This window comes from Bacillus gaemokensis (assembly GCF_001590835.1).
GTDB lineage: Bacteria > Bacillota > Bacilli > Bacillales > Bacillaceae_G > Bacillus_A > Bacillus_A gaemokensis.
The window spans coordinates 1-13,343 of sequence record NZ_LTAQ01000056.1 but is presented as its reverse complement, the minus strand read 5'-3'; the positions used below and the strand labels follow the sequence as shown (position 1 = coordinate 13,343).

Here is a 13,343-nt window from a genome sequence, read left to right as displayed (position 1 = left end):
TGCTTTTGGCAAGTTGGGTTATGTCTTTTATATACCATTTTCAAAAGAAAAATCCTTGTTTTTGTACAAGGATTCCTCTAGGCTACTATTTCAGAAAAATAATCGTTTGTCAACGAGAAATGGATATGTATTCCATAATTACATTCCCCACCATTTTACAATTAACCAAATGACAATCATCCAAAATGGGATAACGAGTAGCAATCCCCACAAACAGCCTTTAAAAAATCTCATGATGAACACCTCGTTCATCTGCTCGAGTTACTCATACTAACTAGAGCTAAATTGACCTTTCATTTCCAAAGTCTATACTACCTCGTCATCGCGTGCTCTACTTTAATACAACGATCCATTATAACAGTATAACCTTTTTCTTTTAATAATTTATATGTATCTTCATCTTGTACTCCTAATTGTGCCCAAAAAACGTCAGCATCAATCCCTGCAAAGTCTTTTGCTACGTCCATTAAAAATTCAGAACGACGAAATACGTTTACAATATCAACATGTTCCTTAATCTCTTTTAGTGAAGAGAATGCTTTTTCTCCAAGCACCTCGTCAACGGTCGGGTTAACTGGGATAATACGATACCCAGCGTCCTGCATCGCTTTCGAAACCATATATGATGTACGTTCTGGTTTGTCGGATAATCCAACAACCGCGATTGTTTTACTATTCTTCAATACTTCACCAATTTCCGTACGAGTTGGGTTTTCAATTACCATATTAAATCCCTCCTATTCTTTTAGTATAGCCGATAAAGAAAGTCTCTTTCAATACGAAAGAGACTTTCTTTATTAATTCGTAGCGGCAGAGTTATCTGCTAGTGTAGCTGTTTTCGTCATTTTTTCACCATTCCGATAGAATGTAAGCTCAATTTTGTCGCCTACTTTTTTCTTTTCATATAAATATTTACGGAATTGAAGCGCATTTTCAACCTTTTGTCCGTCTAGCGCAACAACAACATCATATTGCTCAAGTCCCGCTTTTTCAGCTGGTGAGACTGAGTAAATCTTACTTAAGATAACACCACTCGTTACATCTTTTGGCAACTTTAATTGGCCTAATGCATAGCTTTGTACCTCTTCAAGAGATGCGACTCCTACACCCATTGCTGGACGTTTTACCGTTCCATCTTTTTCAAGAGATTCAATTACCGGTTTTGCTACATTAATTGGAATAGCAAATCCAATTCCTTCTACCGATTGTTGTGCAATCTTACTAGAATTTATACCAATCACTTCGCCGTTTTGGTTAAATAGAGCTCCACCACTGTTTCCAGGGTTAATTGCTGCATCTGTTTGAATAACTTGCGCTTGCCAATCAGGACGTTGATCACCATTAATATCCACTGGGATTTCACGTTCTTTACTACTAATGATTCCTTCAGTTACACTACCATCAAAACCTAGTGGATTCCCAATTGCAATTGCTGATTCACCAGCACGAATTTTACTTGAATCACCTAGCGTTGCGACCTTATTAATATTAGATCCATCAATCTCTACAACTGCTAAATCTAACCAAGGGTCTTTCCCAACTAATTTTGCATCAACTGTTTTATCGTTACTCAATTTCACTGTTAATTTATTAGCACCATCTACTACGTGGTTATTTGTTACAATATACGCTTTATTCCCAGCTTTTTTATAAATTACACCCGATCCTGATCCAGCTTGTTGTTCTTTCCCTACTTGCTCTAGCGCAAATGGATCTACACTCTTTTGCATATTGAACACACCTACAACAACATCTTTTGCCCCTTCAATCATGCCAGGTAAATCTGTTTCATTTTTTGCTTTATTCACAACAGGAACTACAGTTCCCTCTACCTTAGAATTAGAAGATAACGGTGATGAAACAGCAACTCCATTATCCTGTACCCATGGCATATAAGGTGCTGCAAAACTGATGGAAACTGCTCCGACCACAGCTCCAACTAAACCAGTAAAGAAATAACCTTTCTTACTACCAGTTTTTCTAATTTCTCTTGTTTCACTATGCTCTTCATTCGTATTTGGTCCGTCATAATATCCCATATTTTATTTCCCCTCTCTGCTGAACTCGTATTTTCAGTATAGTCACATTTTGTGTCCTTCTTGTGAACTCATCGTGAAATCTAATTAAAAAAATACTCTTATTCACTATTGTAGACAAAAAAATTATAATTTGTACATTCTATCTGCAAAAGAGAGTGTAAATTTGCTATATTTCCAAGCAAAATCACATGATATTTAAAGATTATTCTTCAAACTTATAACCAACTCGAATAACAGTTCCAATATGTTTCGCTTTGTCACCTAATTTATTACGCAATTTTTTTATATGTGTATCTACCGTACGATCATCACCATAATAATCATATCCCCATAGCTGATCCAATAAATGTTGACGAGATAGCACGATTCCTTTGTTCTCCATTAAATAAACAAGAAGTTCAAATTCTTTATGTGTTAATATAATTTCTTCTCCATTTACCGATACTGTACGTGAAAGTCGATTCACATCGATTCCAGCCATAGAAAGTACATTTTCTTCCGCAACTCCAACTACACCATCAGCACGCTTTAATAAAGTTTTTGCACGAGCTACTAATACTTTTGGACTGAAAGGCTTTGTTACATATTCATCAGCGCCTAGTTCAAAACCTAGTAACGTATCATCTTCATCAGAACGCGCTGTTAGCATAATAATTGGTACTGCCGATTCTTTACGAATGCGACGACAAACAGACCAACCATCTATTTCCGGCAACATAATGTCTAACATAATTAAATCAATTGTATGTTCAGCAAATAATTCTAACGCTTGTTTTCCATCTTCTGCTTCTATAACTTCAAAGCCTTCATTCCGAAAATAATCGCTAACAATTTCGCGTAATCTTCTTTCGTCTTCAACAAGTAATACTGTTTTATTCATTGACCTATCCCGCCTTTTTACTCTTTCAATCGAATAATACATTGATTGGAGCTTCCGCGAAATGGAAGTGTCAAATCTCTTTTTTCGATTTCAAACCTTCCATCGACCAAAACATCCCCATACTGTAACAACTCTATCATATCATTATTTTGAGAACTCTGTATCTCTTCTAACGTATAACCAGTGTAAATCCATAAGTTTTTTTTCAAATCCTTCACTGCTTTTGCTAATTCTTTCACTTCAGAAGCTTGAAAAAATGGATCTCCACCTGAAAATGTTACATCAGTAAGCGGATTTTTGGCAATCTCTTTCTCAAGTTCTTCTACGGTCATTTCAGTTCCATTACAAATATTCCATGACTTAGGATTATGACATCCTAAACAACGATGCGGACAGCCCGCAAAAAACACGACTGTCCGCAATCCTTCTCCATCTACCACACTATCATGAATAATATTCATTACCCTCATTTATGTTTCACCCGATCCGCTTCTTCACTACGCTTCGCACTATTCCATTTGGACATATCACCGACAAGATATCCAGTAATACGGCGAATTCTTTCTATTTCATGTTCATCCTCATTTTTGCAGCTTGGACATTCATTTCCAATGACACCATGATAACCACAGCATTTACAACGGTCCACAGGATGGTTTATTGATCCGTACCCCATTCCGGATTGTGCCATGGCCTGTACAATTTGCTTTAACGCCTTTCGATTATGAACTGCAGCCCCATCTAACTCAATATACGTAATGTGTCCACCATTACAAAGTGCATGAAACGGTCCTTCTAAACGTATTTTATCAATCGCTTGAATGGCATAGTAAACTGGAATATGAAATGAATTTGTATAGTAATTATGGTTTGTTACACCGCGAATCATTCCAAATTCATCTCGATCTTTTTTTACAAATTTCCCCGATAACCCTTCCGCGGGTGTTGCAATTAATGAGAAATTCAACTGATGTTCTTCCGTCGCCACATCCATTTTCCCTCTCATAAAGGTAACGATTCCCTCCCCAAGCCTCCACGACTCTTTATCCTCTCCATGATGTTTCCCTGTTAAAGCAACTAAACATTCTGCGAGACCAATAAAGCCAATACTTAATGTTCCTTGTTTCAAAATTTCAGCAACAGAATCTTCAGGCTGCAGTTTCTCTCCACCTCGCCATACTCCTTGTGAATATAAAAACTGAAAATCTCTTGCCTTTTTCGTACATTGGTACGCAAATCTTTCTAGTAATTGATGAATACCAAGATCCATATAATAATTCAATGCTTCAAAAAACGCTTCTTTTGAACCGCTAATTAATGCTAATTTCACTAGATTAATAGAAGTAAACGATAAATTCCCTCTTCCAATTGCAGTTTCTTCACCATGAATATTAGACATAACACGAGTTCTGCATCCCATATAACATACTTCACTTTCTGGACGACCATCATAGTGCATAGCATTAAACGGTGCATCTAAAAATGAAAAATTCGGGAACAATCGCTCTGCTGTCGTTTCTAATGCTAATTCAAATAAATCATAGTTCGAATCATTCTCTTCAAAATTCACACCCTTTTTTATTTTGAAAATTTGAATAGGAAAAATGGGTGTTTCTCCTTTTCCTAAGCCGGCTTGCGTTGCTCGTAATAATTGTCTAATTAACAATCTACCTTCTTTAGAGGTATCTGTTCCATAGTTAATAGAAATAAACGGAACTTGCCCACCACCTCGGCTATGCATGCTATTGGAATTATGAATAAAAGCTTCACATGCTTGATACGTGTCATTTTCTGTTTCTTTCCATGCAAACTCTTCTACTTGCTCTTTTGTTAACGGATACGACGCTAAACGTTTCTTATTTCTCTCAAATGTTTTTCTCACATACGGAGCTAAATCAATATCAAATAACGCAAATGATTGACCGCCATGTTGCATATTTTGATTCGCTTGAAAAATAATAGAAGAAAGTGCCAACGCACTTTTAATATCTTGCGGTTGTCTCATATGTCCGTGTCCTGTATGAAAACCTTTTTCTAACATTTGTGCTAAAGGAATTTGCGAACAAGTTGTTGTACCTGTCGCATAAAAATCTAAATCATGTGGATATAATATATTTTGATCTATTGCTTTTTTTACTTGTTCAGAAAGCAAATGTTCTACCGCATAATATTTGGCACTCTCCGATGCAAAAGTTCCCATCATTCCCATCGGAGACCTTCCATCCACATTTGCATTTTCTTGTATTAAGTCTTGTTCATTTCCATGGACAATTGTTTCAAAAATATTCATTAACTCTTCTTCGCGTGCACTTCGTTTCATAATCTCTACCCCTCCAACAACATATTGTTACTCATCTAACGAAATGATACAACATATAGTTCGAATGGTTATGTGAAAATTGTAACATTCTTGTGAAAGTTTTTTTAAGAAATATTGAATTTTTCATTTACAAAAAAGAAATGTTCTCTTTACAAATCTATGGTACAATAAAGAGGAAAAACTCTTTTTACCCTTTATCAACACATTTGAATAAAGGAGACTGAACTTATGCTTATTACATATCTTTTATTTATCGTTGCCTATCTACTTGGATCGATTCCATTCGCACTTGTTGTCGGGAAAATTGGTTATGGAATTGACATTCGCGAGCATGGTAGCGGTAATTTAGGAGGAACGAATACATTTCGTACACTAGGGAAAAAAGCTGGTTTTATCGTTACAATTGCTGACATTTTAAAGGGAACATTAGCAACGGGGCTGCCATTTATTTTCGATTTAAATATCCACCCTCTTTGGTTCGGATTAGCTGCAGTTCTTGGTCATGTATACCCAATCTTTGCAAAATTCCGCGGTGGAAAAGCGGTTGCAACTTCTGCTGGCGTACTCTTATGCTATGCACCGATTATTTTCGCAATATTAGCCGTTATCTTTTTCACCCTTCTATTTACAACGAGATACGTATCACTTTCTTCTATGGTAACAGCTGTCGTTGCTGTTATCGCATCCATTGTTACTGGAGATAAAATCTTCATTGTTGCGATGTGTTTACTAGCTGGTATGGTTATTTATAGACATCGTGCAAATATTGGACGAATTATAAATAAGACTGAACCGAAAGCAAATTTAACAAAGAAACAAAAGTAAGATTATGACCCACATAACGCAAAAAGAAAACGCAAAGCATATGAACAGCGTCTTTTTGCGTTATTTTTTATCAAAAAAAGGCAGGCCCTCATCCAAAAAACAAGAATGACGTCATCTAGTAAGTAGGATGGGAACAAATCAGATTTTTTGCACAGCAAGACATAATGTCGTATAGTAAAATTAAGCTGGACGTGTCTACTGGCAATAGTAGTTGCGTAAATAATATTTATTGAATTGCTATCGTTCGCACCTATCAATAAAAAACTTAAAACCCTATGACTCGAAAACCAAGTGTTAAAAACAGACTGTACATAGAAACGAATCTTTTTGTATCTAAACTGTAGGGACTACGAGGTTAGCCTGCTAATTCTTCCTTCAATAGGAGTGACGTAGGAATCCCTTACTTCAATGAGCGTTAGCAAGTAAGTAGTGAGTCGTTCAAACTTAAGAAAAAGCAATATACTTTGGAGGAACTATACATGAATCTTTCCGTAACAAAAGAAGCTGTAAATTGGTATAAAGATGAATTAAACTTACAATCTGGCGATACCCTTCGCTTTTTCGTACAATATGGTGGTTGCAGCACTGTACAAAAAGGACTTTCTTTAGGAATCCGTAAAGATGACCCAGCACATCCTGCTGTCCAAATTCAAGAAGAAGGGATTAACTTCTTTGTTGAAGGCGATGACGAGTGGTTTTTCGATGGACATGACTTATCCGTTACATTTAACGATGGTGATGACTTCCCGCAATTTAATTATGAGAAATAAAAAAAGTGTGGCTCCTTGCCACACTTTTTTTATTTCTTCTTAATTTCCTCATATTTCGCATACCACTCTGGATATAATTTTTTTAATGATACAGGACGAAACCCTTCCCTTTTTGCACAAATATTTGTTGTCTTAGCTGTAATACAAAGCTCACCATCACCATTATAAATTTCATATCCATATATAACACGAAGTGGACTAACAGAGTCCACCCATGTTTTTACGATTGCTTTTTCCCCATAGCGCATCGCTTTACGATATGAGATTTGCAAATCTAAAACCGGAGAAACAATTCCATCTTTCTCCATTTCAATATACGAAAACCCTAATTCTTGAATAAATTTAGTACGCCCTAATTCAAGCCATACTAAATAGTTCGCGTGATAAACAACGCCCATTTGATCTGTTTCCGCATAGCGGATCTCAATCTCTTGTTCTGCTACAAACATATCATAATCTCCTTCTTACTTCTGTTTCCTCGCACATATTTAATCATAATACAGAGAAATCAAAAATAAAATAGAAACGGTGGATCTTTTTATTGAAAGGAGCAAGTATATGATTCAAATCGTAACCGTTCGTAGCGGCGATAGCGTATACAGTTTAGCATCAAAATATGGCACGACACCTGAAACAATTGTAAAAGATAACGGGCTAAATCCAGCTGAGACACTCGTCGTTGGTCAAGCGTTAATTGTAAATACAAGAGGAAATAATTATTACGTACAACCAGGTGACAGTCTCTATCGAATTTCTCTAACATACAATGTCCCTCTCGCCAGCTTAGCAAAAGTAAATAACCTATCATTAAAATCCATCCTTCACGTCGGTCAACAATTATATATACCAAAAGGCTCGAAACAAACTATAGAATCTATCGCTTATTTACAACCTTCAACAATTCCCATTAAAGAAAGCTTAGTAAACGCTACACGAGCTATTAATCCATATTTAACATATTTGGCTTACTTTAGCTTTGAACCTCAGAGAGATGGTACCTTAAAAGAACCAACTGAAACCGCTAAAATTTCATCACTTGCTACGCAGGGGCAAACAATCCCAATGCTCGTTATTACCAATATCGAAAATGGTAACTTCAGTGCTGAATTAGCCTCTATTTTTTTAAGAAGTGCTACCATTCAAAATAAATTTATTACTAATATTCTACAAACAGCTGAGAAATATAACATGCGTGATATCCATTTTGATTTTGAAAATGTTGCTCCTGAAGATCGCGAAGCATACAATCGATTTTTACGAAATGTTAAAACAAGATTACCAGAAGGGTATACATTAAGTACAACACTTGTTCCAAAAACAAGTTCGAAGCAAACAGGAAAATTTTTTGAAGCCCATGATTACAAAGTGCAAGGGCAAATCGTGGATTTTGTCGTTATAATGACTTATGACTGGGGATGGCAAGGCGGACCACCGATGGCAATCTCCCCTATCGGCCCTGTAAAACAGGTGCTCCAGTATGCCAAATCGCAAATGCCGCCACATAAAATTATGATGGGCCAAAATTTATATGGTTTCGACTGGACACTTCCATTTAAAGAAGGCAATCCTCCTGCAAAAGCAATTAGTTCAGTTGCTGCTGTTGCACTTGCTCGTAAATATAACGTTCCCATTCGTTATGATTTCACAGCGCAAGCACCACACTTTAATTACTTTGATGAAAATGGTGTGCAGCATGAAGTATGGTTTGAAGATGCGAGGTCTATTCAAAGTAAATTTAATTTAATTAAAGAACAAGGCGTGCGGGGGATTAGCTATTGGAAAATCGGCCTACCATTCCCACAAAATTGGCGCTTGCTCGTTGAGAATTTTACAATTACAAAAAAAGGCTGACAATAGTCAGCCTTTTTTAAAATTCTATTAAGATTCATCTTTTATTTCACTTTTCAACGAATCAATGCTTTCTAAACGCCGTTGATTTTTCGCTTCAATTGCAGCACGATCTTTCTCATTAGAAAGTTCCGCCGTTTCTTTTGCCTCATTAAAATTATCAATTGTATTTTGCACCATTTCCTGCAGTTTTTCTGCATTATCGCTTCGATCATCTGGATTTGCTTTATATTCTTCTGGCATATTATTCCCTCCTACAAAAATATACATACTATATTAGTTTCTCAAAATTCCACTGAATTATGTATGCATATAAAAAAAGGAGAATGAACCATTCTCCTTTTCTTTAACCGTTATCAACAATCGGTTGTTTTCCAGTCTGATCTTGCATTTGTTTCCCTTTGTTTCCACCAGCTTTTTTTGACTGCGTTCCAATTTGATTTGGTGCAAAATCTTTTGAATTCTTTTTCGGATTACCCATTACTATCGCCTCCTTATCACTAGTATCATACTAGCGATAAGAATTATTCAGCCTGCTTAAAAAGTTGCATTTCATAACGCTTTTCAATTCGTTCTTCAATCCGTTCAATTGCATCACGATCACTTAATAGTTGCCTTTTATTTTCATTCACAAGTTCTTCAAATGATTTCCTACGACTTCTTCTCATGCTGTCCATCCTTTCTCCTTCGCTTTCTTACTCATTAGTATGAACAAATGAAAAACTCTTTAATCAGATTTGCAAGAAAATTTTATGTTTTGCTAAAGAAAAATCTATTATTAATAAAAAATGCCATTCGCAAGTCCTTCGATTACGAATAGCATTAGACTATTTCATTATACTTAAGTACTTCTCAATTTCTTCCTCCGCATTAACCTTAGTCTCTTTATATTCGTTCAGCGCTTGCATGACTGAATCATATTCTTCCAAGATGTAATTTTCTAGCTTTTTAACATCCTCGAGACTTTCAATCATAATTCTCGTGTTCCCTATTTCGCTTTTTAAAGCTGGCTCACATTTTAAATTAGAATATATATCCGTTATTTCTTTTTCAGTCTTTTCAGTTAACACGTATTTCTTTCGCCCTTTTACCTTCAGTCTGACGATTGGATAAAAAACTTTTATATCTAAATAACTTCCAACACTCACGCTACGAATCCAATCTATATCCCGATTATGCTTCCTTAACATTTCTTTTATCACTGTACATACTGCATCTTCTTCAATTGTTTCTTTTTTCGTTTTCTTTTGTCCCTCTTCTTGAATGACCGCACATTTTCGATACACAGCTGCGCATGTAATACAATCGTCAAGCGCGTTATGAGAACTCAAACGAATTCCGAGCATTCTTTTTAAAGTTTCTAGCTTATGATTTGGAGCATGCTTTATATATTTTTTTGCTAAAAACACAGTATCTATTACTTTATTTTTAGGTTCCGATAATCTAAGCATATTCGCATTGCTCTTTAAAAACCGCATATCAAAAGAAGCATTATGCGCAACGATTGTATCTTCACCTAAAAATGCTAAAAACAGTGGTAACACTTCTTGAATCATTGGTGCATCTGAAACACGATAATTTGTAATCCCTGTTAAACTTGTAATTCGACTAGGAATAGGCCTCTCTGGATTTACAAAAGAAACAAATTGATCTACTAACTCATGATTTCGATATCGAACCGCCGCTACTTGAATAATCCGATCATTATAAGGATTAAACCCTGTTGTCTCAAAATCAATAACAACATAGTCTCCTGTCAATTGTAAATGTTCCACATTTAACGCTCCTCAATCATTATTTTCTTTAAAATTTCTTTTATCATATCATGAACAAGCTGTTGGATGAAAAAATAAAACAGCAGTTGTAATAATATTATCTAGACTGTACAAAGCGCTTCAGATTTAACTAACTGGAGGTAAGAAGTCTCCTTCCTCAATTTGTGTGAAAGTTCCCAACACCAACAAATAGGTAGGAGATGAATTATCTTTTCGTGCAAACAATATACGTTCCCTTGTTACAATCTAGTTATGAAGTGTTCTTTGACAAGTGATTCTATAAGGTTGAGTGGACAAATAAAATGCGAAAACCAAGCGAATCCTTCCACTCGTAAAATAATCAAGGTACCCGAAGGAATCACCATTCGCCCGACATCTAGGGCAGGGACTGTTCAAAATAACGCTCAGAGAGACGAAAGAGTACTTTCGTCGTGGAACTGAGAAGCTCCCACTTCTAAGCGGTAGCGTAGGTGTTGAGTAGGTCACAGAAGGTGTTCACCAAATAATTATAGGAACAGAAAACATTCAATCGATATTAAGAGGCAGATATTATATATATCCGTAACAGGTATTAGTACGCTCAAAAATCTTCTTTTTCTTTAAAACCGGAGCTGTCAGCTTAAAAAGAGTACTAAAGAAAGCATCTAAAAAAGTAAAATACTAATCACAACTAAAAAGCTATTTATGACCTCCCAATCATGATTTTAAATAAAAAACGGTGCTAGCAATTTTTGCTAACACCGAATATTATAGCTCTTGTTCACTTACATTGATATGTCGTATCGATTAATCATTCAATATATTAATTATTCCCAGTATCCCATTGCAGCATAATGCATAGCCCATTTATTAAGATAATCTTGGTCTATTTTACTCCATGTAAATCCTATCTTTTTCAAGAAGTTTGCTGTAAAACTATTATCCAAAGCCACAGCTTTAGTTTCTCTTCCTGTTGCCCCCAGCGCCACCAAATTATTGATACTATCCTTTTTATTACTTTCGATGTTTTTAATTATATTTGCATAACCATTATCATCCACAACATTTAAACAAATTCCTATATGTTCAAATGCTTTGCAGATTTTATTGAATGAAACAAGATTATCATTGGACAGATGGAACATATTATATTGTTTAACACGTTTTTTTGACAATGCAATTACCCCTAATGCTGTTTCATTTATCGGTGATAATTCCAACTTTTCATTCAACATACTTTCCTTAATATATCCTATTTTAACTATATTTTTTATACTATAGTTGAATCTGTTTTGCTGATAATCAATCATTGTCTTTAAATCTCTAGATCTATTAGTCTGATTACCAATTCGAATAACAACTGCATCAAGCCCCGACTCAATAGCATCCAAAACTACCTTTTCCGCAAAAAATTTACTTCTTACATATGGTACGTCTATAATCTGATTCTTAAAGTAATCTCTTTCTGTGAAAATGTGGTTTTCAGCATCTACTGGTAATACAGAACATACACTTATGGTTGAAATGTGAATTAATGTAGCATTGACTTCTTTTGCATACTCCACAATATTCTTTGTGCCGTCAACGTTGATTTTATGGAAATCCATATACAGACCATAATGTTTCGTATTCGCAGCTGAATGTATGATTGTTTTTATGTCTAATGGTAATATGTTTTCTAAATTAGTCATTGAAACGTCACCAGAAACAATAATGATTCTCTCTCCTAAAATGCTATCATATTTTTTTCCAAAATAATGATTCAGTATATTCCTTAAACGATTATATCCATGATTTTCATTTTCACAGCGTATTAAACAATATACTTTTCCTTCTTCATTATCAATTAAATTAGCTACTATATGAGCCCCTAAGAAACCTGTAGCCCCTGTCACAAGTACATTTCCTAGGTTATTGGTTATAATCTTAGCCTCATTATCAAACTGGTTTGTAGTTAGTAATTTATTGTACTTTTCAAAATGCATTTCATCATATTTTTCAAAATATTCACTTTTGCCATTTAAATATTCGTATAGACTTTTCACTGTTTGATTTTCGTAAATATTTTGAATCGTTATATTAATCCCTGCTCTAATTACCCTTCCTACAATATTAATAATACTAATACTGTTGGCACCGAGTTCAAAAATATTATCTTCAATTCCAATCTGTTTTACATTTAAGCTTTCCCCAATTATCTCACATAGTTTTTCCTCTGTTTCATTTCTCGGTGGGATATATTCCTTTTCGCTCTTCATTTCAATCTCAGGCAGAGCTCTTTTATCCAGCTTTCCATTTCTTGTTACTGGTATCTTCTCAATCTGCATCATATAGGCGGGTATCATGTATTCTGGTAATTCCTTACGGATTCCCTCTTTGATATCACTGATACTTAATTCATTTTCCGCTGTAACATATGCACGGACTGCTTTTTCACCATTTTTGTCTTCTCTTACAATTACCGCCACATCAGTTACACCTGTAACATATGCACGGACTGCTTTTTCACCATTTTTGTCTTCTCTTACAATTACCGCCACATCAGTTACACCTTCTACTCTTCGAATTACACTCTCAATTTCGCCAAGCTCAATTCGGAAACCTCTGATTTTTACTTGTTCATCGATTCTTCCCAGATACTCAATATTCCCATCAGGAAGCCATCTTACCAAATCTCCACTTCGGTACAGTTTCCCTTCTCCAAATGGATTATCGATAAATTTCTCCGCTGTCAGTTCTGGTCTATTGAGATATCCTCTAGCTACACCATCTCCAGCTATACATAATTCCCCAGGCACACCAATCCCACATAATTTCTTATTATTCAGTATATATACTTTTGTATTTAGAATCGGTTTTCCGATTGGAATTCTTTCAGGAACAATATCATTTGAATCACATTCCCAG

Annotated in this window: 14 protein-coding genes; 3 read left to right on the top strand and 11 right to left on the bottom strand. The window is 35.4% G+C overall.

The features are described from left to right. Window positions 1-311: 311 nt before the first annotated feature. The 5 genes from AZF08_RS23215 to AZF08_RS23195 form a co-directional block, all read right to left on the bottom strand. Window positions 312-725 carry a CoA-binding protein gene (locus AZF08_RS23215; RefSeq protein WP_033678410.1) on the bottom strand — a complete coding sequence of 138 codons (414 nt, stop codon included), beginning with the start codon at window positions 723-725 and terminating at the stop codon, window positions 312-314. Between the two features lie 72 nt (window positions 726-797). After that, window positions 798-2,039, bottom strand: a complete 1,242-nt coding sequence (locus tag AZF08_RS23210) for a S1C family serine protease (protein WP_033678406.1) — start codon at window positions 2,037-2,039, stop codon at window positions 798-800. Between the two features lie 202 nt (window positions 2,040-2,241). Then, window positions 2,242-2,919, bottom strand: coding sequence for a response regulator transcription factor (locus AZF08_RS23205; RefSeq protein ID WP_033678403.1), 678 nt, complete (start codon window positions 2,917-2,919; stop codon window positions 2,242-2,244). Window positions 2,920-2,936: 17 nt separating this feature from the next. Beyond that, the gene (gene nrdG / locus AZF08_RS23200) at window positions 2,937-3,389 is read right to left on the bottom strand and encodes an anaerobic ribonucleoside-triphosphate reductase activating protein (protein ID WP_033678400.1); all 453 of its coding nucleotides are present in this window, start codon (window positions 3,387-3,389) and stop codon (window positions 2,937-2,939) included. Continuing rightward, window positions 3,386-5,239, bottom strand: a complete 1,854-nt coding sequence (locus AZF08_RS23195; RefSeq protein ID WP_407639504.1) for an anaerobic ribonucleoside triphosphate reductase — start codon at window positions 5,237-5,239, stop codon at window positions 3,386-3,388. Before AZF08_RS23195 ends, nrdG begins: the two co-directional genes overlap by 4 nt. A 228-nt stretch (window positions 5,240-5,467) precedes the next feature. On the opposite strand from AZF08_RS23195, the gene plsY reads away from it, so the two are divergent. Further along, window positions 5,468-6,064: a glycerol-3-phosphate 1-O-acyltransferase PlsY gene (gene plsY / locus AZF08_RS23190; protein ID WP_033678393.1), complete on the top strand. Its 597-nt coding sequence runs from the start codon at window positions 5,468-5,470 to the stop codon at window positions 6,062-6,064. 479 nt (window positions 6,065-6,543) lie between these two features. After that, on the top strand, window positions 6,544-6,834 hold the full coding sequence (locus AZF08_RS23185) for a HesB/YadR/YfhF family protein (RefSeq protein ID WP_033678390.1): 291 nt from the start codon (window positions 6,544-6,546) through the stop codon (window positions 6,832-6,834). 29 nt (window positions 6,835-6,863) lie between these two features. Here AZF08_RS23185 and AZF08_RS23180 read toward each other — a convergent pair whose 3' ends face one another. Further along, entirely contained in the window at window positions 6,864-7,283 is a 420-nt protein-coding gene (locus AZF08_RS23180; protein WP_033678387.1) for an acyl-CoA thioesterase, read from the bottom strand. Window positions 7,284-7,392: 109 nt separating this feature from the next. Between AZF08_RS23180 and AZF08_RS23175 the strand changes: the two genes are divergently transcribed. Further along, window positions 7,393-8,685, top strand: a complete 1,293-nt coding sequence (locus AZF08_RS23175; protein ID WP_033678384.1) for a LysM peptidoglycan-binding domain-containing protein — start codon at window positions 7,393-7,395, stop codon at window positions 8,683-8,685. 27 nt (window positions 8,686-8,712) lie between these two features. On the opposite strand, the gene tlp is transcribed toward AZF08_RS23175, so the two are convergent. The 5 genes from tlp to AZF08_RS23150 form a co-directional block, all read right to left on the bottom strand. Further along, window positions 8,713-8,925 carry a small acid-soluble spore protein Tlp gene (tlp, locus tag AZF08_RS23170; protein ID WP_033678380.1) on the bottom strand — a complete coding sequence of 71 codons (213 nt, stop codon included), beginning with the start codon at window positions 8,923-8,925 and terminating at the stop codon, window positions 8,713-8,715. Between the two features lie 103 nt (window positions 8,926-9,028). After that, entirely contained in the window at window positions 9,029-9,163 is a 135-nt protein-coding gene (gene sspN / locus AZF08_RS23165) for an acid-soluble spore protein SspN (protein ID WP_000527988.1), read from the bottom strand. 43 nt (window positions 9,164-9,206) lie between these two features. Then, a complete protein-coding gene (locus AZF08_RS23160; protein WP_063177396.1) occupies window positions 9,207-9,350 on the bottom strand; it encodes an FbpB family small basic protein in 144 nt (47 codons plus the stop codon). Window positions 9,351-9,509: 159 nt separating this feature from the next. After that, window positions 9,510-10,457 (bottom strand): 3'-5' exonuclease, encoded by a 948-nt coding sequence (locus AZF08_RS23155; protein ID WP_033678377.1) that lies wholly within the window; start codon window positions 10,455-10,457, stop codon window positions 9,510-9,512. 806 nt (window positions 10,458-11,263) lie between these two features. After that, window positions 11,264-13,343, bottom strand: a 2,080-nt coding sequence (locus AZF08_RS23150; protein WP_153019582.1) for an SDR family oxidoreductase, incomplete at its 5' end; no start/stop codon positions are given.